Raw genomic sequence first — 25666 nt, 5'->3', positions numbered from 1 at the left:
CCACGCAGAAGGTGACGTCGGTGAGCACCAGCCGCCGGGACAGCCGGTCCGGCCCGTGCCACGCCTGCCAGGCGAACCAGCTTGCCTCGCCGGCGGCGGCGACCACGATCAGCACGNCGAGCCANGGGTGACGCAGCCGGTCCCACCCGAACAGCGGGATGACCACGAACGTCGCGCAGGCGGCCCGCGCATACCCGACCATCCGCGACATGCGCTGCTCGGTGCGGTGGACGACGGCCCAGGGCGGATTCGCGGATCCGTCCAGCCCGGTCATAGGTCGCAACGGTAGTGACCGAGCGGTGGCGCGGCCACCCCCCGCGTCTGATCCGGTCGTGTGCGGTGTGCGCCGGGCGTCGCGTGGGCACCGCCACGAGATGGACACCATCTGCCTCATCCCTGCTCCGGAGCCGGGCCAGCGCGCGGCAGGGGGCACGGCGGTCCTGCCGCCGCCCGGCCCGGGCCCGTTTCCGACGCCTCCGGACCCCGTCCCGCCGACGCCCGTCCCCGATCCGGTGCCGCCGGGCCCGGGACCCGATCCGGTACCGCCCGGTCCGGGGCCCGACCCGGTGCCGCCCGGTCCCGGCCCGGATCCTGTCCCACCCGGCCCGGGCCCCGATCCCGTTCCGCCGGGCCCCGAACCGGACCCCGTCCCGCAGCTCGTCCCGCAGCTCGGCCCCCCGCCGGTTCCGCCTCCGATGTGACCACGGGCGGGCTGTCACCGTGGGTCGGCTGTCACCGTGGGTCGGCTGGGCCCACGGACCGGGGATCGGCGCGAAGGCTGGTGGCGGAGCGGGTACACCCAGGTCATGACGCACCGACCCGAGGGCATCCCCGCCCCCAACCTGGCCGACGACGACCTCGTCCGCGAGCTGCGGCACCTGCATCGGACCCGGCACGACGCCTTCATCGCCGGCAGCGAGNACGCGTTCGAGACTCATACGGCGCGCATGCTGGAGCTCGAACGCGAGTACCTGCGCCGCTTCCCGCAGGCCGCCAGCCCCGATCCGCGGCGCACCCGGGCCGGCCGGCGCCGCGCGGCCGGCGTCGCGGGCTGACCGGCGGGCGTCGCGGGCTGACCGGCGGGTGTCGCGGGCCGGCTCGGGCTAGGCGCCGGTCAGCGTGTCGACGTAGATGTCGAACAGGCCGTCCGCGTCCGGGGCGAGGTACGCGTGGCCGCCCGTGGCCCCGGCCAGGCGCTGCAGGCTGGCGAGATCCGCGCCGGGATCGCAGGCGATGACGATGAGCTGGACGGGCCGGTGCGGATCGGCGGCGGCCCGCAGCGCGGAGACGGCCTGGTCGAGCGTCGGCTCGCGGCTCGTCGCCGCGCGCCGCCCCGGCTGCTTGCCGTCGGCGTGATCGTCGCCGCCCGTGTCCGCGTCGCCGTCGGTGAACAGGACGACCTGGTTGAGCCGGCCGGGGGCGAACCTGGCGGTCAGCTCGCGCACGGCCGCGACGGCGGTCGAGTACAGGTCGGTGCTGCCGGCGGGTTGCAGGTCCGCCGGCGCCGCGGTCAGGTCGTCGCGCTGGGTGCCGGCGTGGCCCGCGGCGTCCAGCCGGGCGAGCGGGGCCAGTTCCCGGTGGCCGCCGGGCAGTTCGGCGGAGGACTGCCAGAGGCCGACCTCGCTGTCGTGCGCGAACAGCCGCAGGCCGGTCAGCGCCGTGTCCGTGGCCGCCTGCAGGCGCGTGCGACCGGCGTCGCCGGTCAGCGGCAGCGCCATCGAGCCGGACGTGTCGAGCACGGCGAGGGTGGCCCCGCGTTCACGGCTGTGCCGGAAGAAACGGCGGGCGGTTCCGAGCACGCTGTCCGAGGCGTCCGTACTGGCGAGTCTCGGCGGGGTGGAGCGCACGCCGTCGGTCGCGTTGAGGGTCGCCGACAGCCCGCCCGGGTCGTCGCGGCCCGCCAGTTCCGTCGGGGTGCGGAAGCCGGCCGCGGTCAGGGCCCGCCGCCCGGCGTCGCCGCGCAGGTAGGCCGCGAAGGCGTCCGCCGCGGCGCGCCTGGGCGCCGAATCCGTCGTCCGCTTCAGGACGATGTAGGGAACCGTCGCCGTGAACGCGCCGTCGGCGGGATAGGAGGCGACCAGGGTCGTCGCGGACCTGGGCCCCGTCCGGGCCGCCAGCGCCCGGTTGTAGGCGATGACGTCGGACTCCAGGGCGGGGAAGGCGGACGGCGCACTGCCGGCGGCGCCGTTCTCCGTGCCGCCGTCGCGGACCGAGTCGAACAGCTGGTGGTCGTACTGCGGCAGCCAGTCGATCGCGCGTTCCAGGTGCAGCACCGTGGCCTGGGCCGCGCGGTCCTGGTCGAAGGTGCCCGGCGTCATGTCCGCGGGAGCCAGCCGCCGCGCCGCGCCGACCGTGCCGATGACCGCCCGCAGCGCCGCCGCCGAGTTCTCGGGGTTGGCCATGGCGAGCCGGAACTCGCCCCAGCGGGGCTCCCCGCGGCCCGGCCAGAAGGCGGTCCCGTCCGCGTCAGCCGCGAGATCGGCCCAGGTCAGGTGATGTTCGGGCCAGCCGAGCCGCTGTGCCATCAGCCGGGGCATCGCGATGACGACGGGAGAGCCGGCGATCGTCGTCGCCCGTGCCGGCAACTGCTGCGCCGCGGTGTTCGACTCCTGCCCCAGCTCCAGCCAGTCCGCCGACTCGGGGATCCACACGTCCGGAACGGTCGAACCGGGCGCGTTCGGCCGCGACAACGCGTCGAGCGCCCGGTCGGACGGTGTGGCGGACACGTCGAAGGCCACACAGGGCCCGTCCTGGTCGGAGTGCGCTCGGCTGAACTCGGCGGCCAGCCGGCTGATCGGCGCGGTGAGGGTCGGGGCGGTGGTGATCGTCAGCGTGGTCCGGGCGGTGCCGTCGGCGCACTCGTCCGGCGGGCCGCCATGCCAGACGGACGCCGCCGCGAACCCGACGCCGGTGACCGTGAGGCCGCCGAGGACGAGCAGGGCGGCACTGCTGACCGCGCCGAGACCGACCCCGCGGGCCCGCCAGCCCCGCCGCCGCCGCCCGTCGGGGCCGACCCGTCCGGGCTGCGCGGGCCGCCCGGGCCGTGCGAACCGCCCGCGCGGTGACCTGCGGACACGCCCATCAGGCCGGCGCGGCCCGGCGCCGCGACTGCCTCCACCTGGGGACCGATGACGGGCGCCGGACACACAGACGTCCTTTCACGGGAGGCGCCGCGCCTGTTCCGAACCCGCCGCCACCACGATGATGTGACTACTTCTCCCGCCGAGCCCACCGCGCAACGGTCGACCGCGCTCCCCGTCGTCCCCCGCCGATTCGGGAATCGGGAGCGTTGTGCCTCGTATCGGTTTTCGTGCCGCCGATACTGCCCAGCCGCGGGCCGGTCGTCAGCTCATCTTGGAATGCCGGGGCTCGGCGTTGTTCCTCCGTTTCTTGCGTCGTCGGCATGGTGTCCTACCAGCCCGGATGTTCGCTCCGCAGCGGACGGCCGCGGCTCACGCGTCGGCAGCGACGAGATCGGCGTAGGCCGGATGGCGTTCGATGAACGCGCGGATGTAGGGGCACTGNGGGACCACGGCGAGGCCCTGCCGGCGAACATCGTCCAGCGCCGCGGTGGCGAGGGCGGAACCCACTCCCTGACCGGAGAACTCCGGACTCACCTCGGTGTGGATGAAGATGATCCGATCCGGCCGCTTCTGGTACTGCACGAAACCGGCGACCTCGCCGGTGGGCGTGAGTGCCTCGTAGCGGAAGCGTTCGGGATTATCGGTGACAGACAGGTCCATGGGGGCATCCTCCCCGATGNCGGCGAGGTCGGCAGGGGTGTCGACGTCCGCGGGGGTGCCGAGGCCGTCGCAGGCGACCCGGCCGACGGCGTCGGGATGGGCGCGCAGCCAGGCCCGCGCGCCGACCTCCCCGCGGGCGAGGCCGGCGACGTCGGCCCAGACCGCCCGGCGCAGCAGGACGGGATGGCCCGGCCGCCCGCGGTAGGTGGCGGTCAGCGCCGCGTACCGCCGGTACGCGCCGGCCGGGGCGGCGGCGTCGATCAGGCGGCGGACCGCGGCCGCGGTCAGGCCGGGCTGGTCGACCAGCGTCACGACGGCGGCGTGCGCGCCGGTGCCGGCGAGGGCTTCGAGCCCGGCCCGCAGGGAGCCACCGATCCCCTCGGCCCAGCCCTCCGCCCGCACCAGGCGCGGACCCGCGGCGGCGAGAGCGGCCAGGGCGGCGCCGGCCTCGTCCGCGGCGGCGCCGACGACGACCACGACCGGCGCACACCCGCCGTCGGCGAGTAGGCGGACGCCCCGCGCGGCGAGGGTCTCACCGCCGAGCTCCACCAGCGCCTTGGCGCGCCCCATCCGCCGCCCCGCCCCAGCCGCCAGCAGCAGGCCGGCGACCGTGGGCGGGCCAGCATCCTCGGGTGGGATCGCGTCCGGTGCGGCGTCCATCGAGGTCAGGACTATCCCAGCGGGTGGGGGGACGCCGGTCAGCCGGCGGGGCCCAGCACCAGGCGGGGCCGGATCCGGCGCTGGAGGAAGTCGAGGATCCGCACGTCGAAGACGGCGTTGTCGTCGCCGGCCACCATGTGGTGAGCCCCGGCGACGTCGCAGTACTCCGCGTGCGGGGCGAGGTCGAGGAACCGGCGGGCGTCGTCCTCGCCGAGCACGTCGGACTGGCCGCCCCGCACGAGCATGGTCGGGATCCGCAGCCTCGTCACGATGGCGGACAGCTCCTCCAGCGGCGTACGTAGCCGCAGCCGCGGGTCGTGGCCCTCCGGCGGGAAGACGAACGCCGGATCCCAGTGCCAGTACCAGCGTCCGTCGGCGAAGCGGAGGTTCTTGCGCAGCCCGGCCGGGTCACGCGGGCGCTCCCGGTGCGGCAGGTAGGCGGCCACCGCGTCGGCGGCGTCCGCCACGGAGGCGAAGCCGTCCGGCGCGGCCCGCATGAATTCCATGATCCGTCCGGTGCCCCGGGGCTGCAGGAACGGCGACACGTCGACGAGGACGAGACCGCGCGCGACGTCGGGGTCGCGGCCGACGGCGGCGAGGGAGGCGATCCCGCCCAGCGAGGCGCCGATGAGCACCGGCGGCCGGCCGAGGGCGCGGCGCAGGGCGAGCACGTCGTCGGCAAAGGCGTCGAGGGCGTAGTCACCCTCGGGGGACCAGTCGGAGTCGCCGTGGCCGCGCAGATCCACCGTGAGGGTGTACCAGCCGTCCGCACCGAGCCGGCGGGCGGTGCGCCGCCAGGAGTGACGGGTCTGGCCGCCACCGTGGAGTAAGACCACCGGAGGATCGGTGTCGTCGCCGTAGGCGTCCGCGGCGAGGGTCAGCCCGCCGCTGGGGATGCGCAGGGACGGGCCGGACGTCGCCGAGGCCAGCCGTCCACTGTCGGAGTTCGTAGGCACGTAGGTCAGTATGAGCACACTGTTCGCCCGGGCGCCCCCGTGCCGCGCCCGGCGACGGGTGCTGGGCGGTGTGCGGTGTGCGGTGTGCTCAGACCTTGGTCGGCGCTGCCGGCTTGCGCTCCGGCCGCCAGGCGGTCACCAGCAGCAGCGCGGCCCCGCCGACGCCGAGCAGGATCGCGATCAGGCCGCCGGCCCAGCCGTCGAGCTCGATACCGATCGCGTGGTCCAGGGACGCCTTGCCGGGGCCGAGAATGCCGATTGCCGCGCAGACAACCGCGATCATCAGGACGTACTCGTAACCCTGGCCCGGCTTGAAGATGAAGAAGCCGTTGTTGCGGTGCGCCGTGATGCCCGCGACGACCATCGTGCCGATGATGCCGCCGGCGCTGAACGGGGTGAGGAAGCCGAAGACCAGCCCGAATCCCGCGGCGAGCTCGACGAGCCCGGAGGCCCAGGCGTGCACGATGCCCGGACGCAGCCCCATGCTCTGGAACCAGCCGGCCGTGCCCTTGATCCCACCCGGCCCCCAGACGTGGTTGTAGCCATGGGCGACCAGAGTGAGACCCACGATGACCCGGAGCACCAGGGCCGCGGTGTCAGGCGATGTCACGTGTCTCCTCCTCGGGACGGGCTACCTGGGTGGACGGCGTGGCGTCGCACCGCTGCCGCAGCGCAGACAGTATCGGGTTGCCGGCGAAGACACGCTAATTGCACTAGGTTCGATCTATTGCCTCTTGTTCGGCCAGGGCGGATGGGATCCGTGCTGGTTCCCGATGGGCGAGCTCTGCGGATGGCCGGCCGGGCTCCGGGGGCTGGCAGGCCCGCCTGGACGGTCCGGGGGTGGATCGTGGGGAACCCGGTCGACCCGGACCCCGTCGGTCGAGCCGAGTGCCCCGACGGCCGCGATCGTGCGCTGCCAGGAGGCAGTCAGCAGGGCCTGATCCTGCGCGGGCGCGCTGCGGTCGTCCAGCCTGTCCGCGATCGGCCAGGCCGCGGCGCCGGCGGGATCCGCCCAGGTCGGCGTGTAGGTGAGGCCGGCCACCGTCCAGCCCAGGGCCGTGCGCCGAACCTGGATGGACAGCAGCACGCCGTCGCGGCCCGGCGCGGGCGACCCGCCGACCGCCGGCCTGTCCGCCGGCCTGTCCGCCGTGGCGCCCGCGCGGTCGCCGGACGCCTGCGTGCCGATCAGGGTGCCCAGGTCGTAGGCGACGTAGCGGCCGGCGATCCGCTCGATCGCCAGCGGGCTCCCGCCGCCGGCGCCGAGGATCAGGTCCACGTCGGACGAGGTGAGCAGCGCGTGGGCCAGGTCGCGCTGGTGCGGCGTCACAGCCCGCTGGCCGGGCCGGCCCCAGGCGAGCTGCGCGACGACGAGATCCGCGCCGTCGGAGCGGGNGCGGGCGGCGTCCTGGCCGATCCGCTCGGCGGTGAGCGCGGTCCGGGCGGTCGTGCCGGCGGGGTCGAGGTAGGAAAGCAGAGCGATCCGCGTTCCCCGGACCGTCTCGGTCCCGATCGGCGCCCGGGAGCCCGCGTCCGCCGGGACGGACGCGGCGATGCCCGCGCGGTCGAGGGCCGCAGCGGTGCGCCGCTGCGCCGCGCTGCCGGGCGGTCCGACGCCGCCCGTGTCGCACCGGTCGAAACCGGCGTCGGCGAGGGCGCTGGCGGCGCCATCCCCGCCTTCGGTGCCATTCCCGCCGGCGGTGCCATCCCCGCCGGCGGTGCCATCCCCGCCGGCGGACCGGCGATCCGGGGCGTCCGGGACGTCGGGGGACGCGGGCAGGGGTGCCGCCAGCCGGCAGAGGGCGAGATCGGCCGCGGTGCCGTAGCCGCGCAGCGGCGACACGGCCGCCCGCGGGTCGACCGCCCGGGACAGGTCGATCTCGCCCGTCGCGACGACGGTGATGGCCGTGGCCTCGGGACCGAACGAGGCACTGGCCCCATTCGGCCGGGTCTGACCCGGCCGAATGGCGTGTGGCGGGCCCCCGCCGGTCGGGTCACGATCGGCGGGCAGGTCGGGGCCGGCGGCGTGCGTACCGCCGTCGGGCTCACCGCGGTCGGGACGGCCCGCCGGGATGGAACTGGCGGGCCGGGCGGCCTCGCGCCCGTGGAGCGGGGACGAGGCGGTGATGCCGACGGTGCCGACCGCGAGACCGGCGAGCCCGACGACAGCGAGTCGCCGAAGTGCGGACAGGCCCGGGAGCGGGGCGCCAGGTGATCGGGTACGACGCCGCGCGTCGGNCTGACGGAGTCGCAGCATCGTCCTCGGTGCCGGTCGGATCGAATCGAATCGACGTCCTAGCGTTACCGAATGTAAACGATGAGTGGCGATCTTGCTAGCGCGGGCCGCCCTGGTCGACGATCCGCGTCAGCATGGAGAGCAGCGCGCCCTGTTCCTCCCGGGACAGGGGGGCCAGCAGCTTGTCGTTCATCTGTTCGATGCGGTCTGCCACCTGGCCGTGGGTCGACTCGCCTCGCTTGGTCAGCCGTAGCACGTTGCGGCGGCCGTCACGCGGGTCGCGGACCCGGCGGATGAGACCTCGCTGGACGAGCCTCGCCACCACATCGGCGACCGTGGATCTGTCGAGCGACGCTCGTTCGCCGAGCGTGCGCTGATCGATGTCGGGATCGGCGAGGAGGCTGTTGAGGACCACGAACTGCGGCGGAGTGGTCTCGGTGGAGACGGTTGTCGTCCATAGCTGGTAGGTCACCTGCTGCAGCCGACGAGCGAGCTGGCCCGGGTGGCTGGACATGTCCACCACACCGCTGGTGCTGGGCGGCTCGGCCGGCTGCGGGGACAGGGTGGCCGTCCCGGTGGCGCGTTGCCCGGGTAGGCGCTCGCCGGAATGTTCCAGCACGCCGGTGTCTTCACCGACACCCCTGGGCAACTGGTCGGATCGTGTGCGCGCGTTCAGGGTTCGCTTCCAATCCGGTGTCGAAGTGGGCGGCCGACGAGTTCGCCGCAAAGGTCATCATCGCTCATGCCGACGCTCGTTGTCGCCAGGGTGTGAGAATCGGGTGGNGCTCCGACGTCGAAGCCGTAACTCCTGTGGCATGTAGTGAAATTATAACTACGGATAGCCGGACATCCCGGCACTTGCGTAGTACTCTTGTCACCGCTTTGGGGTAGCCATTCGGGGATGTCGCGTTCGTGACAGGGGCACCCGCGACCACCCGGCGCCACGCGCGAGGTGCATCACAGGGCACAGGCGGGTACGGGCTGCGGTATGGAGGATGCGCCCAGAGGTCTGCGGGAGAGTCTGAAACGGGTTGCCGTGACCCTGAAGGAGGCGGACATCCCGTTCGCCCTCGGGGGGAGCTACGCGTGCTGGGCCCGCGGCGGTCCCGAACCCGTTCACGACGTCGATTTCATGCTGCGGGAAGAGGACGTGCCGCGGGCGGTCGAGGTTCTGGCCGCGGCCGGCCTGCGTCNGGTGGATCCGCCGGAGGACTGGCTCACCAAGGTGTTCGACGGCGAGGTGCTCGTCGATCTCATCCATCATCCGGTCGGTCGGGCGGTAACTCCGGAGATGCTGGAACGGTCCAGCGAGATGTCGGTGGACTCGGTTCGGATGCCCGTCCTGGACGCCACGGACTGGTTCGNGATGACCCTGCTGGCCCTGGAGGAGCGCTACTGCGATCTGGCCCGGGTCCTGCCGATGATCCGGGCGATGCGCGAGCAGGTCGACTGGGACCAGGTTCGCCGATCCACCGCCGCCTCGCCCTTCGCCGAGGCCGCGTTGCTGGTCGCCACCCGGCTCAATCTCATTCCGCCGGTCGATGCCGCCCCGGTCGCCGCCCGGCCCGGCGAGATTGTCGCGTCGGGCGGCGGGATTGCCCGGTCCGGGGCGGCGCGGCGCGGCGGAACGAAAGGTGGCACGGCGGAAGGCGGCAAGACGGAAGGACGCGCCCCGGAAGGCATTGGTTTGCGGGTTGGCAAGAAAGAAGACGGCCGCGAACCAGCGGGCCAGGTGGACCTGGGGGGGAAGTTGGACCTGGCCGAGGCCGACGAATACCTTGCCGGAGAGCTGCACGAACGCCTCGCCGAGGATCCACGGGTCGCGGAGCTCGGGCTCGAGGTGGCGGTCGCCGACGGGTGCATCCTCGTCGAGGGCGAGGTCGCCACCGACGACCGCCGCCGGGCGGTCGCGGACGTGCTGGCCGAGGCAGTCCCCGGCCGGCTGGTCCGCAACGAGGTCACCGTCATCGGCCGCGCCACGGCGGCCGATGGGACCACGAAGGTGGAGACCATTTCATGATGCGCATCGCCGCGGTCGGCGACATCCACCTGGGAACGGACAGCGGCGGGACCTTCGCACCGGTCGTCCGCGGCCTCGCCGGGCGCGCCGATGTGCTGCTGCTGGCGGGCGATCTCACCCAGCACGGGCTGCCCGCCGAGGCCGAGGTTGTCGCGGCCGAGGTGGCGGGCGCGCCGCTGCCCGTCATCACCGTGCTCGGCAACCACGACTATCACAGCAATGCGGAGCAGGAGATCACCGCCATCCTCACCGCGGCCGGCGTGACGGTGCTCGAGGGCACCGGAANGGTGGTGGACATCGACGGTGCACGGCTCGGGATCGCCGGCGTCAAGGGATTCGGCGGCGGCTTTGCCGGGGCCAGCGGAACCGACTTCGGCGAACCGCTGATGAAGGCCTTCGTCCGGCATACGAAGGAGGCCGCCACCCGACTCCGGTACGCCCTGGAGGCGCTCGACTGCGATACCCGTGTCGCTTTGACCCATTACGCCCCGATTCCGGACACTCTGATCGGTGAGCGGGCCGAGATCTATCCCTTTCTCGGCAGCTATCACCTCGCTGAGGCGATGGATGCCGGGGGTGNCGCCCTCGCCCTGCACGGACACGCCCATGCGGGCTCGGAACGCGGGTCGACGGCGGGCGGAGTGCCGGTCCGCAATGTTGCCCGACCCGTGATCGGAAAGCCCTGCGCGCTCTATGCCGTCGGCTCCGGGGCGACCGTCGAGGGGGCACGGATGGCGGCGCCGTCGCCGTCGCCGTCGGTTGATCTCGCGGCCCCGACGGCGCCGTGACCGTCGCCCGACGGCCCCGGTGACGGCCGGTCCTCCGCCGCCCGATCGTCGGTCCGCCGGCCTGCCGCGACGGCCAGAGAGGCGTCGGCGGATCTGAATAGTCAGAATGGAGGGCTCCCCCATGGCCCAGGTGGGGGATGCACTCCCGTGTTGCTTGAGCGGGTGTGGGCGGGGAGCACCCGCCCGAACGGGCCCGCCGCCCGGGCCGCCATCACCCGCGTGGGCCCCCCGCGGGGACATGGTCCGTCCGGGCGTGTCACCTAGGCCGTCGACGGTCCGATCCGGGGCTTTCTGCCCCTCTCGGGTGTGCCCGGTCGGGCCATCCACTCCCCGCGCGGGGCACACCGGCCGCCATGGCGAGTCGCCGGACGTCTGACTCGACCGGACTATTTACTGGCCGAACGAATGGCCCGCCCGTGGTGCCCCCGGATCGTCCATATGGGGCAGGCGGTGCACTCGCCCGACGCGCCCGGAGCGTCCAGCGCTCGCGGCGGAGGTCTCGGGGCCCACAGTGGAGGTCACGAGACTCCGGCGTCGGACAGCCGCACCTCGACGTCGCCATGGGAGACCGCCACCTCCAGCCGGGGCTGCCCGGCGGTCGCAGGGCCGTGTGCGACCGCCCCGTCGGCCAGCCGGAACGTGCTGCCGTGCCAGGGGCAGCGCACGCAGGTGACGCCGTCGTCGATCACGACCCTCCCCTCGTGCAGCGGCCCCGCCAGGTGGCTGCACCGGTCCGCGAGGACGTCGACGTGATCCCCCTGCCGGAGCAGCAGCAGCGGCACCTCGCCGAGCAGCCGGACCTCCGGGCGGCCCGGGGCGAGCTCGTCCAGCCGGGCGACCCGGTGCCAGCCGGGCGGCAGCAGGTGAGCGACCTCCTCGGCGTGGTTGACCCCCGACGCCTGCCGGTAGGCGAGATGACCTCCCAGATAGGCCGACATCCCCGCGACGGCGAGCCCGGCCAGTCCCAGCCGTCGGCCCAGCCCGTTGTGCCCGCCCCAGCGGGCCAGCAACGACGCGAGGTAGCAGCCGGCGGCCAGGCTGTTGGCGCCGGCATGGGCCACGCCGACGCGCAGTTGACGTTGGCGCAGCTCGGAGTAGTCGGCGAGGCCCGCGGCCGCGGCCGCCCCGGCGGCGAGCAGGCCCGAGCCGATCAGTACCCGCACCGCCCGTTCGGACCGTTCGTCGCGCCCGCCAAGCAGGTCCACGATCCCCGCGGACAGCCAGGTCCCCAGCGGAAGCTGGGCCAGGGCGGGGTNCAGCGGATGCCCGAGCGGCACCCCGTTGANGAGGTCGCGCGCCGCACCGGGCCCCAGGCTGTGCCGGACGCGGTCGCGGACCTTCGTTGCCACCGGATCGAGGGCTTCGGCCCGCTCCAGGCGCTCGGCCGGTCCGACGAGGACATCGTGCGGTGTCCGCCTCATGCCTCTGGGTGTTCCCATCCGGGCTTGCCGGCGAACCGCGCCGCTCGGCGGAGGGTTTGTTTCGTGCCCCAGCGTGTACATCCTCTGCGCGACGCGGATCCGGCGGGACGAACGGGGTGACCGCCCATCCACGCGCGCAGTCCGCCGCGGGCCGTCGGTTTCTCGACCACCCGTCGCCGTCCGCGGTGGCGACGGAGGGAAGGAACGAGACATGGCAGTGGATCGGGGAAGCTCCAAGCACGGCCCGTGGCGGGACGACGCCATGGCGCACGAGGTCTCCGGGTTCGTGCGCAGCGGCCGGGACACCCGGGCGGAGGAGTGGCGTTCCGTCGAACCGACGGACGAGTTGCCCGGCGACGCGCAGTTCCCGGACCCCGCCCAGTCCCGGACCGGGGCGGCGGCCGGCATGACGCTGGCCGACGTCGAGGAGCGGTCCGAGCTTGCCCGCTGGCTCGGCCGGGCGGTCTTTCCCGCCGAGCGGGAGGAGATCATGGATCATCTCCGCCACCAGAACGCCCCGGACCGGGTGATCGAGGAGGTCGCCGCGGCGCCGCCCAGCATCCAGTTCACCTCCGTCGGCGAGCTGTGGCGGGTGCTGCGCCAGGGGACCGACGCCCAGCCGCTGCGGCGCTGACGGACCGCGTTCGGCCGAAGGTCGGACCGCGGGGCGGGTGCGGGTGCGGGGCTGTGATCCGGTCCGCGGGAGAGGTGCGGGCGGGCGCTGTCCGACGGCACCGACACCGCGGCCCTCCGGTGGGAAACCGTTGAGTGGCAGGGAAATGTGGCGGTCGTCATGAGGACGATTGCATGATGCCGGCACCACCGGGGCACAGAGCAGCCATGGGACGCACCGTGCTGGATCAACGGCCACGCACAGTTACCGCCCGCGGCTCCGCAACCCCGGCTTCCGGGGGCACCGGACCGGCCGCGGTGGCTGGTTCGGCCTCGAGCCGGGACCTGAGGTCCCCCTCCGCGCGGGCGGCGCGCCCGGCGTCGGTCCGGGCGGCGGCATCCGCTTCGGCCAGGCCGCCCGCTGCTCGGCGGGGACCGGCGGAGCCGATCAGCCTTGGCCGCCTGATCGGCTGGGGGCTGGCCGCGAGCGTCGCGTTCCTGGTGTTCTTCGCACTGTTGGGTGCTTTCGGGGTGCTGGCCTTCGGGGCCCTGGCCGGCCTGTGGGCGCTCGGTGTCGCCTGGATCATGATCTTCGGGCCGCCCACCTTCGACCGGCGTGTCGTGCACACCTACAGTCAGGCGGCACGGGCCTCGCTGGGCGACGCGGGTTCGGTCGCGCTGACGTTCCTACGCTCGTCGCGCCGCTCGCTCGGCTCGTCCGTCCGCTCGGCCCGCAGGCCGGCGCGCCCGCAGCGGGCCGGGCAGTCGACGCGGGCAGCGGGGGCGGCGTCGGCAACGAGGCCGACTTCAGCAGGCCAGGCGACTTCAGCAGGCCAGGCGACTTCAGCAGGCCAGGCGACGAAGACGGGTCGCGCGACGAAGGAGAAGCTGGCGGCGCGGACGGCCGGGGGATTCGGCGCGGCGAGCGTGGTGCGGGCGACCCGGCGGTGGCCGGCCGATCGTTCGGAGCGGGCCGCTGCCTCGGGCGGGCGGGCCGATCGTCCGGGGGCGTCGGGCTGATCCACCGCCCCGGACACGGGGGCGGTGACCGGCACCGGTCCGGCCAGGCAGCGGGCCGGCGCGCGGCCCGTCACCGCACGCGGGTTCCGGGAGGTGCCGCGTGACGTTCCACACCCGTGGGTAGGAGTGAGTTCATGGGTACGCGTGGGCTCGGTAACCGTGACCGACAACCCGGATCGGGCGGCCTGTTGCAGACCCTCGTCGCCGGCCTGAACCAGACCGAACGGGACGAGACGCTGCGGCTGCTTCGCCGACGCCTGGTCGAGGACCGGGCGGCGGCGTCAGGTGGCCAGCGCGACCGCCAGGTGGACGTCGGTCCCCGCAGCCGAGCGGCCCGCGGGCCGGGGAAAAGCCGTGGGGCAGGCCGCCAGCGGTGAGTCCGCCAGCGGTGAGGCGGGGCGGCGTCAGCCGCAGCAACCCCCACCGCAGCACGCTGCGCCGCCGCCCGTCGGCGCCGCCATGGCCGGGGCGGCCGCGCCGCGGCTGACGGCCACCGCGGAGAAGACCCGCGAGGTCTCGGCGTGCCCGGACGGGCAGGTCACCCCGTCGGTCGGGGTGGATTCGGTGATGCTCCGACGGACCTCGAAGGAGGCGTCGCACACCCGGCAGCGGTAGTCGTAGGCAGGCACATCATCAGGGTATGCGGCCCGGTCACGTCCGGGTAGCGGTTCGACCGGCACCAGGAGTGGCCGTTTTCGCCGGATGTGGGGGATGTGGCATGGCGGCCGCCCCGGCGGGACCGCCGTCGTACCCTGACAGCCATGGAGCCACCGGAAGGTCCGCAGGTGGTCGCCGAGGTCGTCCGGGGGTTGCGCAGCGGCGCGCCGTTCGTCGAGAGCCTGCATCACGGCACCGTCGTGGGTCTCGGCCGCGATGGTGCCGTCGCGCTGCGGGTGGGCGCGCCCGAAAGGCCGGTGTTCCCCCGTTCGGCCGCCAAGCCCTTCCAGGCCGCCGCGATGCTGCGGGCCGGTCTCGATGGGGTCTTCCTGAGCCGAGACATCCCGAGCGACCTGCTGGCCGTGGTCGCGAGCTCACACAGTGGCGAGCCGGCCCACCTGGCCCGCGTGCTGGAAATCCTCTCCGTCGCCGGCTTCTCCGCGGACGCCCTGCGCTGCCCCGCCGACCTGCCGCTGGGCACCGCTGCGGCCGAGGCCCACCTGCGCGCCGGCGGGCGCGCCGAACCGGTCCTGATGAACTGTTCGGGCAAGCACGCCGGAATGATCGCCTGCTGCGTGGCCGCCGGCTGGCCGGTGGCGAACTACACCGAGCCGGACCATCCGTTGCAGCAGGTCATCCGCCGGACGGTCGAGGACCTGGCCGGCGAGGAGATCGCCGGCACGGCGGTGGACGGCTGTGGCGCGCCGCTGTTCGCGTTCTCGCTCACCGGGCTCGCCCGCGGGCTGCGGGCGATGGTGCAGGCGGCGCCGGGCAGCCCGGAGCGGCGCGTCGTCGACGCCATGCGCGCCCATCCCGAGCTGGTAGGCGGGGGCGGGCGTCCCGACACCGACCTGATGCGCGCGGCGCCGGGCGTGCTGGCGAAGAACGGCGCCGAGGGCGTCACCCTGGTCGCGACGCTCGACGGGCACACCGTGGCCATCAAGATCGCGGACGGGGGTGGGCGGGCGGGCATCCCGGTCGCGCTGGCCGCGCTGAACCGCCTGGGTGCGCTGCCCGGGATGGACACCCCGGGACATCTCGAGCTGGACATGGCGCAGCTCGCCGTGCTTGGGGCGCCGACGGTGCTTGGCGGCGGGCGTCCCGTCGGCTCTCTACGGGTCCGCCTGCCCGGCTGAACGGGTCCGCCTGCCCGGCTGACCAACTCTGGGGGGCCGGGCCGCCGACCGCGCGCGGCTCCCGACCACCCGCCCGCTGCGGCGCCGACGGCAGCGGCGCGGTGTCCCTAGCCTCGCCGCCCCGGCCGGTGGTGCTGAGTCGGCTCGGGGGGCAGGCGGGGCCGGCCCGCGACGGTGACGGCCACCGGCGGGATGATCGCCGCGATCACCATCATGACCATGGCGGCCGGGAGGGAGTACATCCGGACCACGGTGCCACCCGCGATGAACAGGGCAAGCGCGATCGACATCAGGATCAGATAGCGCCGCCGCACCACCGGGTCGGCGCCGGGCCGCGGCACCACCGGGTCGGTGCCGGGCCGCGGCGCGGGCGGATCGGCTCCCGGTGGTGGCTGTCGGGAGCCGGCGCTGTCGGCGAGCCGCAGGTCGTAGCGGCGGCGCAGGCCGGGGTCGCTGAGGATCCGGTAGGCCACGTTGACCCGGGCGAAGGCCGGCGACGAGCCGCCGGCATCCGGATGGGTGCGCCGCGCGGCGACCCGGTAGGCGTGGCGGATCTGGTCCGCGGTGGCGCCCGGCGCCAACCCCAGGACCTCGTACAGCGAGGGCTTCGCACCCACGGGCGCCTCCCCGGCCGTCCTCGACCACCCGATCGGGTGGTCCGGCGGCACCGCGTCATGGCGAAAGTACGGGCACGTGACCAGAATGAGCGCCGAACCGCCCGAAGGCGAGCCCGAGACCATCAACCCGACCGATGCTCAAAGTAACATTCTACGCACTCTGCGATTTTAGTGATCGTTTCGCGCTTGCGACCAGCCCCCTACGTGCGGGGCAGGTCACGCCCCCGGCTCCAGCCGGTGGCGCGCCGCCGGGGCCGGCGCGGAGCGTGCGCACGGGTGAAACGGGATGGGGACATGGCGCAGGTCGCGAAGATCGTCGATGAGGTCGCGTCACTCGTGGGGGAGCCCGGCATCGGGGACCGGCTGACGGTCACCGGCCCGGCCGACGTCCTGCCCAGCCTCTACCGGGTGACGACGGTCGCGACCGCCTCGGTGGCGGCCGCGGCGATCGGGGCCGGGCGGCTGCTGGCCGCCCGCACCGGCGGCGGCCCCCCGGACATCACCCTCGATACCCGCCACGCCGGTGCCGCCTTCCGCAGCGAGCGCCACCTGCGCATCGACGGGAAGGCGCCGCCCGGCCCGTGGGACCCGATCTCGGGCTACTACCGCACGGCCGACGGTCGCTGGATCCAGCTTCACTGCAACTTCCCGCACCACCGCAACGGGGTGCTGGATCTGCTCGGAGCGCCGAACGACCGCGCCGCCGTCGAGCGGGTGATCCGGCGCGTCGAGGCCGCGTCGCTGGAGCTGGAGCTGCAGGCCATGGGGCTGTGCGCGAGCATGGCACGCGCGGAGCCGGAGTGGGCCGAGCACCGGCAGGCCAGGGCGGTCGCCGAACTGCCGCTGATCGAGGTGAGCCGGCTCGGCGACGCCCCCCCGGCGCGGTTCGCACCGACGGAGACGCCGGCCGCCGGCCTGCGGGTGCTGGACCTGACCCGCGTCATCGCCGGCCCCATCGCCGGGCGCACGCTCGCCGCCTACGGCGCGGACGTGCTGCGGGTCGGCGCGGCCCACCTGCCGGAGGTGCACAGCCTGCTGGTCGACACGGGGTTCGGTAAACGCAACGCGTTCCTCAACCTGCGGGTCGCCGCCGACGCCCGCCGGCTGCGGGAACTGATCGCGTCCGCGGACGTGGTCCTGCAGGCCTACCGGCCGAGCGCGCTGGACCGGCTCGGGTTCGGCCCGGACGCCGTCGCCCGGATGCGACCGGGGATCGTCTACGCCAGCATCAGCGCCTACGGACGGCAGGGGCCGTGGAGCGGGCTGCGCGGCTTCGACAGCCTGGTCCAGACCGCCTCGGGGATNGTCCTCGCCACGGCCGAGGCAGCCGGCACGTCGAGCCCGGTGCCGCTGCCGGCGCAGGCGCTCGATCACGGCACCGGTTACCTCGCCGCGTTCGGGGTGCTCGACGCGCTCGCCCGGCGGGTGAGCGAGGGCGGGAGCTGGCATGTGCGGGTCTCCCTGGCCCGGACCGGGCGGTGGTTGCAGGATCTCGGCCATCACGACACCCTTGCCCACCCCGACCCGACGGCGGACGACGTCGACGCCTACCGCTCCTGCCTGAGCAGCGAGTTCGGTGAACTTTCGTACATCCGGCCGGCGGCGACCGTCGCCGGAGTGGCACCGCGCTGGCTCTCGCCGCCGGCCTCCCTCGGCACCAGCCAGGCGGTGTGGTCGGCGCCGCGCTGACCACGGCGGGAGCGGTTTCGGGGCGGCGGGAGCGGTTTCGGGGCGGCGAGGGCAACGTTGCGGCGCGAGGACGACCCTCGGGGATTGTAAACAGCGGGCGCGCCTGAACACCACTTTTGTGTCATCCAGGTAACAACCTGATATGAGTACTTTCGGTCGATCTGCCCGGGGACTACGTTTCCGCCATCTCGGCGGAGAGTGCGTGCGGGTCGGCCGGATCATCCCGCCGGTCCGGGGACGATTTCCGGGGGGCGGTCGGGGGTGGCGCGAGGGGGCGCGTCATCCTCTAGGCGGTGGCGCGCCGGCTCGACGTCGGTGGCGCCGGGGGGAGCTCGTAGCTGGGTCGGTCGTGGCATCGGGCTTGCGATCGGCGGACCGGAGGAGGAAATGCATGCGTAGGCGCCCGCTCCTGGGAGCGATAGCCCTCGCCGCGGCCGTGACGTTGACCGCCGCGGCCTGTGGGAGCGACAGTGGCGGTGGTTCTTCCGGAGACGGGAAGAAAACGATCACCATCGGCTTCCAGGGCGTTCTCTCGGGCGACAATCAGCAGCTCGGGCTGAACGCCCTTTACGGCGTACGGACCGCGATCGCGGAGGTGAACGCCGACACGAGCTCGCCGTTCCAGCTCAAGCTCGTCGAGTCCGACGACGGCGGTTCCCCGGACCAGGGTCCGACGGCCGCGCAGAAACTGATCGACGACTCCAAGGTTGTCGCGGTCGTNGGCCCGATGTTCTCCGGCGCCACCAAGGCCAGCGAGCCCGCCTACACCCAGGCCGGCCTGCTGTCGGTCAGCCCGTCCGCGACGAACCCGGCGCTGACGACGCTGGGCTTCAAGACCTTCTACCGGGTCATCGCGCCGGACACGGTGCAGGGTAAGGCCGCCGCCGATTACGTGGCCTCCGTCCTGCAGGCGAAGAAGGTCTATTCGCTGGACGACAAGAGCGAGTACGGCACCGGCCTGTCCGGCGCCCTGGAGCCCGAGCTCAAGGCCAAGGGCGTCGCCGTCACCCATGACGGCATCAACCCGACCAAGGACTACACCTCCGAGGCCACGAAGATCATCGCCGCGGCGCCGGACGTCCTGTACTACTCGGGCTACTACGCCGAGCTCGCCCTGCTGTCCAAGGCGCTCAAGGACAAGGGCTTCACCGGCAAGATCGCCAGTGGGGACGGCTCGCTCGACCCGCAGTACGTCGCGCAGGCCGGCGCCGCCGCGGCCGAGGGCACCTACCTCACCTGCCCCTGCGGCGACGCGAACACCGACCCGAAGGCCNCCGCGTTCGTCGCCTCCTTCAAGAAGGTCAACAAGGGCGCCAAGCCCGGGACCTACTCCGGTGAGGCGTACGACGCCACGCTCGCGCTTGCGGACGTGTTCAAGAAGCTCGGCAAGGACGCCAGCCGGGAGTCGGTCGCGAGCGCCTTCGGTAGCGTGAACTTCCAGGGCATCACGAAGACCGTCGCCTTCGAGTCCACCGGCGAGGTCAAGGGTTCCAACGTGTTCGTCTACCAGGTCAAGAACGGCGCGATCACCGTTCTCGGGAACACCGCGGACCTGATCAAGTCCTGACACCGGTGCGGGAGGTGNCCGGGTGCGTACACCTNCGGCCGCCGCCCGCGCTGCGTCGGGCGAAACATCCGCCTGGCAAAACGGACTTTCTAGTACCAGAATGAACGTCCGTCACCGGAACGCACATCTGCCACCCGAACGAAACTTCGGCCAGGCGAACGAGCCACGCGACGAACGAGGCACACGTATGGGTTTCCTCGACCAGTTCTGGCAGTTGACCATCGACGGTCTGATGGTCGGCTCGCTGTACGCGGTCATAGCACTCGGGTACACGCTCGTGTACGGGGTTCTCCAGCTCATCAACTTCGCGCACAGCGAGGTGTTCATGCTGGGATCCTTCGGCGGCCTGTTCGCCGCCCGAGCCCTGCTGCCCGACGACGGCTCGGTGCCCGGGGGGCTCGCGTCCGTGGGGCTGGTGGCCATCGGCCTCGGCGCCGGCGCGATCTGCGGGGGGCTCGCCGCGTTCACCCTCGAGCGCGTGGCCTACCGGCCGCTGCGGCGCCGCTCCGCGCCCCGGCTGGCCTACCTGATCAGCGCGATCGGGGCGTCGCTGTTCGCTGTCAACCTGGCCGGCAAGGAGTTCGGCCGGCAGAACGTCGACCTGCCCGACCTGTTCCACAACGGCACGGTCTTCACGGTCTTCGGCGCCGACGTCTCCACCCAGTCGCTGGTCATCTTCGCCGTCGCGGTCGCGATGCTCATCGGCCTGGACCGCCTCGTCGCCGGCACCCGCCTCGGCCAGGGCATCCGGGCCGTGGCTCAGGACGCCGACACCGCCGTCCTGATGGGGGTGAACGTCGAGCGGATCATCATCATCACGTTCGTCGTCGGCGGCCTACTCGCCGGTGCCGGCGGCTTCCTGTACGCGATGACGTTCAACGCCTCGTACAGCATGGGGTTCGTTCCTGGGGTGAAGGCGTTCACCGCGGCGGTCCTCGGCGGCATCGGCAACGTGCGCGGCGCGATGNTCGGCGGCCTGCTGCTCGGCCTGGTCGAGAGTTATGGTGGCTACCTGTTCCAGGCGTCCTACAAGGACGTCATCGCCTTCCTCGTCCTGGTGGCGATCTTGATGATCAGACCGTCCGGCCTGCTCGGCGAGCGGCTGGGGCGGGCGGCATGAGCGCGCCTCCCGCCGCCGGCCCACCCGGCCCGACTGAGCCGGCCGGGCCGACCGGGCCGACCGGGCCGACCGGGCCGACCGGGCCGACCGGGCCGACCGGTCCCGGCAGTGGTGCCGCCACCATGCCGCTGCGCATCGCCGGGAGTCGATCCGACCCCACCGGCTCCGCCGAGCCCACCGCCTCCACCAGCCTCGGCGGTCCCGGCGGCGGGCCGGCACGGCCCGCGTGGCACCCGGCGGAGCTGTTCGCCCCGGCCCGACTGCGCCAGCTCGGCGCGCTGCTGCTGGTCGGCGTGCTCGCCGCGATCGTCACCGGCCCGACCGGCAACTCCGACAAGCCGCTGCAGGCGGCGAAGGACTCGATCGTCGACGTCCGGATCGTGCTCTACCTGGGACTCGCCGTCGCGCTGTGGGTACTGCTGGTGCTCGGCGCGCAGCTGCGCGGCGCCCTGGAGCGGGTGAGCGCCCCGGTGCGCGCGCCGATCGGCGCGGCCTACGGTCGCCGCGGCGGTCCGATCGTGCTGAACCTGGCGCTGCTCGCCGTTGCGATCGTCGCGCCCCTGGTCGTCTCGACGGCCGCCCAGCAGTCGATGGTCAACGACATCGGCATCTACGCGCTGCTCGCCCTCGGCCTCAACGTCGTCGTCGGCTACGCCGGCCTGCTCGACCTCGGCTACATCGCGTTCTTCGCCATCGGCGCCTACGCGACGGCCTACTTCACCTCGCAGACCGCGATGCCGTGGCACGCGCCGTTCGTGCTCAACCCGTTCTTCGTCTTCCCGATCGCGCTGGTCCTCGCCGCGCTCGCCGGGGTCATCCTCGGCGCACCGACGCTGCGGCTGCGCGGGGACTACCTGGCGATCGTCACCCTCGGCTTCGGCGAGATCATCCACCTGGTGGCCAACAACGCCGACAACATCACCAACGGCGCCCGCGGCGCCTTCGGCGTGCCGCACCTGTCGGTCGACCTGCTCGGCATCGACTACAAGTGGGGCATCGACCCGCTGCCGTACTACTACCTGCTGCTCGTCATCGTCATCGGGGTGATGATCGCCTTCGGTCGGCTCGAACGGTCCCGGATCGGCCGGTCCTGGGCCGCCATCCGGGAGGACGAGATCGCCGCCGAGGCGACCGGCGTGGCGACGCTGCGCATGAAGCTGCTCGCCTTCGCGATCGGTGCGTCGGTGTCGGGCTTCGCCGGCGTGCTGTTCGCCTCCAAGCAGTTCTTCAATCCCCAGAGCTTCAGCCTCCAGGCGTCGTTCTTCGTCGTAGCGGTGGTCATCTTCGGCGGGATGGGCTCCCGACTCGGCGTCGTCGTCGGCGCCGTGGTCCTGCAGGGACTCGCCTTTTACCTGCGGGACAAGGTGCCGCCCGCGGACCGTTACATCTACTTCGGGGCCGTCATCGTGATCATGATGATCTTCCGTCCGCAGGGTCTCGTGCCGTCGCGCCGCCGCCGGCGCGAGATCGAGCTTGCGGAGGAGGGCATCGGCGCCGCCGACTCCCTCGGTGCCGCGCCGACGGGAGGGCAGCGGTGAGCCGGGCCGGTGCCCACCGCGGGGTGCCCGGCGCCCGCCGTCCGCACGTCGACGAGACCGCATCCGGNGACCTGGTCGTCGAGGCCCGCGACCTGGCGCTGCGCTTCGGCGGGGTGACCAGCCTCGACGGGGTGTCGCTGCGCCAGCGCCGCGGGGAGATCCTCGCGGTGATCGGCCCGAACGGGGCCGGCAAGACATCGCTGTTCAACTGCCTGACCGGGGCGTACCGGCCGCAGGAGGGCTCGGTGACCTTCTGGCCGCGTCCGGACGGCCCGACCGAGCTCGTCGGCCGCCGTCCGCACGCGATCACCCGGCTCGGGGTGGCCCGCACCTTCCAGAACATCCGGCTGTTCCCCGCCCTGTCGGCCCTGGAGAACGTGCAGATCGGCACCGAGGTGCGCCAGCGGTACGGGCCGGTCGGCGCGATCCTGGGCCTGCCGCACGCCCGGCGCGCCGAGCGCGACGGGGTGCGCCACGCGCTGAGCCTGCTCGACCTGGTCGGGCTGTCCCACCGCACGCACGAGCTGGCCGCCTCGCTGCCGTACGGCGAGCAGCGCCGGCTGGAGATCGCCCGGGCCCTGGGCACCGGGCCCAGCCTGCTGCTGCTCGACGAGCCGGCCGCCGGCACCAACCCGGCGGAGAAGCGCGACCTCGCCGCGCTCATCACCCGCATCGCCGGCACCGGCGTGTCCGTGCTGCTCATCGAGCACGACATGCGGTTGGTGATGTCCGTGGCCACCTCGGTGGTCGTGCTCAACTTCGGCCGGGTGATCGCCCACGGCACGCCGGGGGAGGTCCAGCGTGATCCGGCGGTCATCGAGGCGTACCTCGGCGTCACCGACGCCGAGGCCACCGATGGCGATGCCGACGTCACCGCCGGGCCTGGCGCCGCCGGGCGGAAGGACGCGCGCTGATGCTGTTGACACTGAGCGACGTCGAGGTCGCCTACGGCGCGGTGACCGCCCTGCGCGGGGTCAGCCTCCAGGTCGCCGAGGGCGAAATCGTCACCCTGCTCGGCGCCAACGGCGCCGGTAAGACGACGACCCTGCGAACCATCTCCGGCCTGCTGCGGCCCCGGGCCGGCGAGGTGCGCCTCGACGGCCGGCCGCTGTCGTCCATCCCGGCACACGGCCTCGTCGGCGCCGGCGTCAGCCACGTGCCCGAGGGCCGGCGGGTCTTCCCCAGCATGAGCGTCCGCGAGAACCTGCTGATGGGCGCCTATCATGATCGTCGGCATGCGCGGGCGGACCTCGACCGGGTCGTGGCGCTGTTCCCGCGCCTGGCCGAGCGGATCGGCCAGGCGGGCGGCACGCTGTCGGGCGGCGAGCAGCAGATGCTCGCGATCGGCCGGGCGCTGATGAGCCGGCCGCGGCTGATCCTGCTCGACGAGCCGTCGATGGGGTTGGCGCCGATGATCGTCCAGACCATCTTCGAGGTGATCGCCGAGATCAACCGGGAGGGGGTCGCGGTGCTGCTCGTCGAGCAGAACGCGGCCTCGGCGCTGCGGATCGCCGGGCGGGGGTACGTGCTGGAGACCGGCCGGGTCGTCCTCGCGGATGCGGCCGCAGCCCTGCTTGCCGACGACCGGGTCCGTCAGGCGTACCTCGGCGAGGACGTCGCCGGCGGGCCGGAGGGTGCGGAGGGGCCCGCGCCGACCCGGGGCGGCGCGGCGGCGGGCCCGGCTCACGGCGCCGTGATCCGCGCCGACTCCGCCTGAGCCGCCCGCTCGGCGTCCCCTCGATCGTTCCCTCCTCGGGGGCCGAGGCCGCTGCCCGGTCCGAAGCCGATTCCTGGGCTGATCCCGTCGTTGCGGCGGGCCCAGTCCAGGCCGTCGCGGGTGTCGGGTCCCCACAGCCAGCCGGCGAGGACCAGCAGCAGGGCTCCGCCCGTCACGATCGCGTGCATCATGATCCCGAGGATCGGGGTAGACGCCTTTGCAGTCCATCTAATTTTTCTGCACACAACAGCTAAGATTTTCTGCATGATCGATGTGCGCCGCCTGCGCATCCTGCGGGAGCTCGACAGCCGGGGGACGGTCGTGGCCACGGCTGCGGCGCTGCACCTGACGCCGTCCGCGGTCAGCCAGCAGCTCGCCGCCCTGGCGAAGGAGACCGGCGTGCGGCTGCTCGACCCGGCCGGCCGCCGGGTCCGGCTCACCCCCGCCGCCCGGGTGCTGCTGGGCCATGCCGACGTCCTGTTCGCCCAGCTCGAGCGGGCTGAGGCGGACCTCGCCGCCTTCAACGAGGGGCGGGTCGGGTCGGTGGCCGTGGCGGCCTTCACCACGGCGATCTCCGGCATCGTCGTGCCGGCGCTGGCGGCGTTGCGGGAGAGCCGGCCGCGGCTGCGGATGTCGGTGTCCGACGTCGCCGAGCCCGCGTGCTTCGATCTGCTGCTGGCCGGCGACCTGGATCTCGCGGTCAGCATCACCCACCCGGGTGCCCAGCCCCTCGACGAGCGGCTGCTACCGATCCCGCTGCTCGACGACCCGCTCGACGTCGCACTGCCCGCCGGGCACCCCTACGCCGCCGCCGCGGCCGTGCCGCTGGAGGTGCTCGGCGGGGAGGACTTCATCTCCAGCCGTGCCGGCACCCCCTGCCACGAGGTCACCCACGCGGCGTGCGCCGCGGCCGGATTCGTTCCCCGGGTGCGCCACCGCTGCGACGACTACACCGCGGTCCTCGACCTGATCGCCGCGGGTTGCGGGGTCGGCCTCATCCCCCGACTGGCGAAGCTGGCCAGCACCCCGCAGGTGGCCCTGCGACCGATCGCCGGCGTCCCGCCGATCCGGCCCATCTTCGCCGCGGTGCGCCGCGGCTCCCAGCAGGCCCCGCACCTGTCCGCCACCCTCGCCGCCATCGTCGCCGCCGCCCGATCCCCCGACCTCTACCATGCCTTCCCCCAGGGACGGCGGCGCGGTGCTGATCCGGTCGGTCTACAGGCGGGCGTGTCGGATCGCCTGGACCTCATCGATGATCAGGTTGTCCAGTAGGGTCTTCCCGAGAACGCCGCCGGTGCCGCGGTTCCACAGCGAGAGAACCTCGATGTTGCGCAGATTGGCCTGGTCCGGCCTGGCCGCGACCACGACGTGGTCGAAATCCGCGGCGGTGGACTTAATCATGATCGCGTCACCCGCCTGGATCTGGTTCGCCACGGCGAAGTCCGACCGGCCGTCGTTCTGGATGTCGGTCCGGCCGTGGGAGCTGAACAGGGCGAAGGTGCCGGCGAGTTTGTTGCCCGCGTAGGCGGTGCGTAGTTGCGCGACGGAGTAGATACCGACGCTTGCGGCGGCGAGGAGAACGACCTCCCAGCAGATCAGTCGGGTATCCGGGCCGGGCGGATTCGCAAGAGGGGGCGGGCCGGTGAGCCAGGCCTGGTAATCACTGATCCCGCCAAGCTGGTTCTGTTCGGGTTCGCCCTGCCAGGTGGAGTCACCCCGGTGAGCCTCCAGCCAGTCGATCAGACGCTCGACCTGGGTCGCCGGGGCGGGTCGGGGGTGGTCCGTGTTCACCATTCCGAGCACCGCCTCGGCCTGGGACAGCTCGTTCGTGACGACCGCCCGCGTGATCCGCGCATGCAGATTGATCGCCGTGATCGACGCGGCGAGCAACGCGGAGGTCAGCGTCGGGTTGTGCTGGTAGTTCGGATAGCGTCGCTCGAGTTCCGCGAGGAAAAGGTGCGTGTGTTCGCGGTCGAGGAGTTTCTTCGGCTCGTGCTGGCCGAGTGGCGCGAGTCTGACCCCGTCAAAGATGTGTGCGTCGAGTTCGGCTTCGCTGATGGGAATGTCTGGCCTCCGGGTACACGGGGAACCGACGCCGACGACGATCAGCCAGAAGAAATGGCAGGAGAACCCGTGGTGGCGATTCGGCTGACGCCGACGTCATGAGCGGGG

The 25666-nt window shown here is 73.3% G+C and carries 23 protein-coding genes and 13 pseudogenes; 21 read left to right on the top strand and 15 right to left on the bottom strand.

Annotated features, from left to right (window positions below; translation table 11 throughout):
• Window positions 1-806 precede the first annotated feature (806 nt).
• Window positions 807-920 (top strand): annotated as a pseudogene (locus FF86_RS52870) (DUF6158 family protein); the annotation flags it as partial.
• Between the two features lies 1 nt (window position 921).
• The coding region (locus FF86_RS52865; RefSeq protein WP_242419126.1) for a DUF6158 family protein at window positions 922-1055 on the top strand (134 nt) is incomplete at its 5' end.
• Between the two features lie 48 nt (window positions 1056-1103).
• Here the strand turns inward: FF86_RS52865 and FF86_RS19775 are convergent.
• The 9 genes and pseudogenes from FF86_RS19775 to FF86_RS19750 form a co-directional block, all read right to left on the bottom strand.
• A complete protein-coding gene (locus FF86_RS19775) occupies window positions 1104-3146 on the bottom strand; it encodes a substrate-binding domain-containing protein (RefSeq protein WP_052681208.1) in 2043 nt (680 codons plus the stop codon).
• A 306-nt stretch (window positions 3147-3452) separates the two neighbouring features.
• Window positions 3453-3524, bottom strand: a pseudogene (locus FF86_RS62810) (GNAT family N-acetyltransferase); the annotation flags it as partial.
• 1 nt (window position 3525) lies between these two features.
• Window positions 3526-3743, bottom strand: a 218-nt coding sequence (locus FF86_RS52860) for a GNAT family N-acetyltransferase (protein WP_242419107.1), incomplete at its 3' end; no start/stop codon positions are given.
• 20 nt (window positions 3744-3763) lie between these two features.
• Window positions 3764-4403 (bottom strand): NTP transferase domain-containing protein (locus FF86_RS52855; RefSeq protein ID WP_255355847.1); only part of this gene is annotated, 640 nt, incomplete at its 3' end.
• A gap of 38 nt (window positions 4404-4441) precedes the next feature.
• Window positions 4442-5377, bottom strand: a complete 936-nt coding sequence (locus FF86_RS19765) for an alpha/beta fold hydrolase (RefSeq protein ID WP_173667310.1) — start codon at window positions 5375-5377, stop codon at window positions 4442-4444.
• Window positions 5378-5447: 70 nt separating this feature from the next.
• Window positions 5448-5969 carry a DoxX family protein gene (locus FF86_RS19760; protein ID WP_044886293.1) on the bottom strand — a complete coding sequence of 174 codons (522 nt, stop codon included), beginning with the start codon at window positions 5967-5969 and terminating at the stop codon, window positions 5448-5450.
• Between the two features lie 114 nt (window positions 5970-6083).
• A pseudogene (locus FF86_RS52850) lies at window positions 6084-6751 on the bottom strand (CapA family protein); the annotation flags it as partial.
• Between the two features lies 1 nt (window position 6752).
• Window positions 6753-7199: pseudogene (locus FF86_RS52845) on the bottom strand (CapA family protein); the annotation flags it as partial.
• Window positions 7200-7689: 490 nt separating this feature from the next.
• Window positions 7690-8211 (bottom strand): MarR family winged helix-turn-helix transcriptional regulator, encoded by a 522-nt coding sequence (locus tag FF86_RS19750; protein ID WP_396229955.1) that lies wholly within the window; start codon window positions 8209-8211, stop codon window positions 7690-7692.
• A 747-nt stretch (window positions 8212-8958) separates the two neighbouring features.
• Here FF86_RS19750 and FF86_RS52830 point away from each other — a divergent pair.
• The 4 genes and pseudogenes from FF86_RS52830 to FF86_RS52815 form a co-directional block, all read left to right on the top strand.
• Window positions 8959-9612, top strand: a complete 654-nt coding sequence (locus FF86_RS52830; protein ID WP_242419106.1) for a BON domain-containing protein — start codon at window positions 8959-8961, stop codon at window positions 9610-9612.
• Window positions 9609-9897: pseudogene (locus FF86_RS52825) on the top strand (metallophosphoesterase); the annotation flags it as partial. The gene FF86_RS52830 and the pseudogene FF86_RS52825, both read left to right, overlap by 4 nt.
• Before the next feature lies 1 nt (window position 9898).
• Window positions 9899-10191, top strand: a pseudogene (locus FF86_RS52820) (metallophosphoesterase); the annotation flags it as partial.
• Between the two features lies 1 nt (window position 10192).
• Window positions 10193-10400: pseudogene (locus tag FF86_RS52815) on the top strand (metallophosphoesterase); the annotation flags it as partial.
• A gap of 518 nt (window positions 10401-10918) precedes the next feature.
• Here the strand turns inward: FF86_RS52815 and FF86_RS67165 are convergent.
• Window positions 10919-11655 (bottom strand): annotated as a pseudogene (locus FF86_RS67165) (Rieske (2Fe-2S) protein); the annotation flags it as partial.
• A gap of 377 nt (window positions 11656-12032) precedes the next feature.
• On the opposite strand from FF86_RS67165, the gene FF86_RS19730 reads away from it, so the two are divergent.
• Window positions 12033-12455 (top strand): DUF2795 domain-containing protein, encoded by a 423-nt coding sequence (locus FF86_RS19730; RefSeq protein ID WP_044886298.1) that lies wholly within the window; start codon window positions 12033-12035, stop codon window positions 12453-12455.
• A 613-nt stretch (window positions 12456-13068) separates the two neighbouring features.
• Here the strand turns inward: FF86_RS19730 and FF86_RS19725 are convergent.
• Window positions 13069-13527 carry a hypothetical protein gene (locus tag FF86_RS19725; protein WP_044886300.1) on the bottom strand — a complete coding sequence of 153 codons (459 nt, stop codon included), beginning with the start codon at window positions 13525-13527 and terminating at the stop codon, window positions 13069-13071.
• 60 nt (window positions 13528-13587) lie between these two features.
• On the opposite strand from FF86_RS19725, the gene FF86_RS19720 reads away from it, so the two are divergent.
• A complete protein-coding gene (locus FF86_RS19720; RefSeq protein ID WP_044886301.1) occupies window positions 13588-13830 on the top strand; it encodes a hypothetical protein in 243 nt (80 codons plus the stop codon).
• Between the two features lie 27 nt (window positions 13831-13857).
• Here FF86_RS19720 and FF86_RS32225 read toward each other — a convergent pair whose 3' ends face one another.
• Window positions 13858-14082, bottom strand: a complete 225-nt coding sequence (locus FF86_RS32225; RefSeq protein WP_082122017.1) for a zinc ribbon domain-containing protein — start codon at window positions 14080-14082, stop codon at window positions 13858-13860.
• A 132-nt stretch (window positions 14083-14214) separates the two neighbouring features.
• Between FF86_RS32225 and FF86_RS19715 the strand changes: the two genes are divergently transcribed.
• The gene (locus tag FF86_RS19715; RefSeq protein WP_044886302.1) at window positions 14215-15246 is read left to right on the top strand and encodes an asparaginase; all 1032 of its coding nucleotides are present in this window, start codon (window positions 14215-14217) and stop codon (window positions 15244-15246) included.
• 107 nt (window positions 15247-15353) lie between these two features.
• On the opposite strand, the gene FF86_RS19710 is transcribed toward FF86_RS19715, so the two are convergent.
• Window positions 15354-15863: a DnaJ domain-containing protein gene (locus FF86_RS19710; protein WP_044886332.1), complete on the bottom strand. Its 510-nt coding sequence runs from the start codon at window positions 15861-15863 to the stop codon at window positions 15354-15356.
• 294 nt (window positions 15864-16157) lie between these two features.
• On the opposite strand from FF86_RS19710, the pseudogene FF86_RS19705 reads away from it, so the two are divergent.
• The 10 genes and pseudogenes from FF86_RS19705 to FF86_RS19680 all read left to right on the top strand — a co-directional run.
• Window positions 16158-17167 (top strand): annotated as a pseudogene (locus FF86_RS19705) (CoA transferase); the annotation flags it as partial.
• Window position 17168: 1 nt separating this feature from the next.
• A partial coding sequence (locus FF86_RS52805; protein WP_242419105.1) for a CoA transferase occupies window positions 17169-17552 on the top strand: 384 nt, incomplete at its 5' end.
• A gap of 391 nt (window positions 17553-17943) precedes the next feature.
• Window positions 17944-18272 (top strand): annotated as a pseudogene (locus tag FF86_RS52800) (ABC transporter substrate-binding protein); the annotation flags it as partial.
• A 1-nt stretch (window position 18273) separates the two neighbouring features.
• Window positions 18274-18825, top strand: a pseudogene (locus FF86_RS52795) (branched-chain amino acid ABC transporter substrate-binding protein); the annotation flags it as partial.
• A 1-nt stretch (window position 18826) separates the two neighbouring features.
• The coding region (locus FF86_RS52790; protein WP_242419104.1) for an ABC transporter substrate-binding protein at window positions 18827-19119 on the top strand (293 nt) is incomplete at its 5' end.
• A gap of 187 nt (window positions 19120-19306) precedes the next feature.
• Window positions 19307-20086: pseudogene (locus tag FF86_RS19695) on the top strand (branched-chain amino acid ABC transporter permease); the annotation flags it as partial.
• A 1-nt stretch (window position 20087) separates the two neighbouring features.
• Window positions 20088-20239 (top strand): annotated as a pseudogene (locus FF86_RS52785) (branched-chain amino acid ABC transporter permease); the annotation flags it as partial.
• Between the two features lie 122 nt (window positions 20240-20361).
• Window positions 20362-21777: a branched-chain amino acid ABC transporter permease gene (locus FF86_RS19690; RefSeq protein WP_044886333.1), complete on the top strand. Its 1416-nt coding sequence runs from the start codon at window positions 20362-20364 to the stop codon at window positions 21775-21777.
• Window positions 21778-21845: 68 nt separating this feature from the next.
• Window positions 21846-22691: ABC transporter ATP-binding protein (locus FF86_RS19685; protein ID WP_242419103.1), on the top strand; the 846-nt coding region annotated here is incomplete at its 5' end.
• On the top strand, window positions 22691-23494 hold the full coding sequence (locus FF86_RS19680) for an ABC transporter ATP-binding protein (RefSeq protein ID WP_044886306.1): 804 nt from the start codon (window positions 22691-22693) through the stop codon (window positions 23492-23494). The genes FF86_RS19685 and FF86_RS19680, both read left to right, overlap by 1 nt.
• Here FF86_RS19680 and FF86_RS19675 read toward each other — a convergent pair.
• Complete coding sequence (locus tag FF86_RS19675) at window positions 23461-23682, bottom strand: hypothetical protein (protein WP_055868095.1); 222 nt, start codon at window positions 23680-23682, stop codon at window positions 23461-23463. The genes FF86_RS19680 and FF86_RS19675 overlap by 34 nt on opposite strands.
• Window positions 23683-23758: 76 nt before the next feature.
• On the opposite strand from FF86_RS19675, the gene FF86_RS19670 reads away from it, so the two are divergent.
• Window positions 23759-24766, top strand: a complete 1008-nt coding sequence (locus FF86_RS19670) for a LysR family transcriptional regulator (RefSeq protein ID WP_242419102.1) — start codon at window positions 23759-23761, stop codon at window positions 24764-24766.
• On the opposite strand, the gene FF86_RS19665 is transcribed toward FF86_RS19670, so the two are convergent.
• A complete protein-coding gene (locus FF86_RS19665; RefSeq protein WP_055868090.1) occupies window positions 24710-25384 on the bottom strand; it encodes a hypothetical protein in 675 nt (224 codons plus the stop codon). The two genes, FF86_RS19670 and FF86_RS19665, sit on opposite strands and share 57 nt — an antisense overlap.
• Before the next feature lie 72 nt (window positions 25385-25456).
• Here FF86_RS19665 and FF86_RS19660 point away from each other — a divergent pair, with 72 nt between their 5' ends.
• Window positions 25457-25660: a hypothetical protein gene (locus tag FF86_RS19660; RefSeq protein WP_128423336.1), complete on the top strand. Its 204-nt coding sequence runs from the start codon at window positions 25457-25459 to the stop codon at window positions 25658-25660.
• Window positions 25661-25666: the final 6 nt, after the last annotated feature.

It is taken from the genome of Frankia sp. CpI1-P, assembly GCF_001421075.1.
Taxonomy (GTDB): Bacteria; Actinomycetota; Actinomycetes; order Frankiales; family Frankiaceae; genus Frankia; species Frankia torreyi.
The sequence above is the reverse complement of the archived record's forward strand: the minus strand, read 5'-3'. Positions and strand labels throughout refer to the sequence as shown.

Coding starts and splice junctions, on each gene's coding strand:
- FF86_RS52830 (WP_242419106.1), top strand. CDS start 8,959: ATGACCCTGCTGGCCCTGGAGGAGCGCTACTGCGATCTGGCCCGGGTC.
- FF86_RS19730 (WP_044886298.1), top strand. CDS start 12,033: ATGGCAGTGGATCGGGGAAGCTCCAAGCACGGCCCGTGGCGGGACGAC.
- FF86_RS19720 (WP_044886301.1), top strand. CDS start 13,588: ATGGGTACGCGTGGGCTCGGTAACCGTGACCGACAACCCGGATCGGGC.
- FF86_RS19715 (WP_044886302.1), top strand. CDS start 14,215: ATGGAGCCACCGGAAGGTCCGCAGGTGGTCGCCGAGGTCGTCCGGGGG.
- FF86_RS19690 (WP_044886333.1), top strand. CDS start 20,362: ATGCCGCTGCGCATCGCCGGGAGTCGATCCGACCCCACCGGCTCCGCC.
- FF86_RS19680 (WP_044886306.1), top strand. CDS start 22,691: ATGCTGTTGACACTGAGCGACGTCGAGGTCGCCTACGGCGCGGTGACC.
- FF86_RS19675 (WP_055868095.1), bottom strand. CDS start 23,682: ATGCACGCGATCGTGACGGGCGGAGCCCTGCTGCTGGTCCTCGCCGGC.
- FF86_RS19670 (WP_242419102.1), top strand. CDS start 23,759: ATGATCGATGTGCGCCGCCTGCGCATCCTGCGGGAGCTCGACAGCCGG.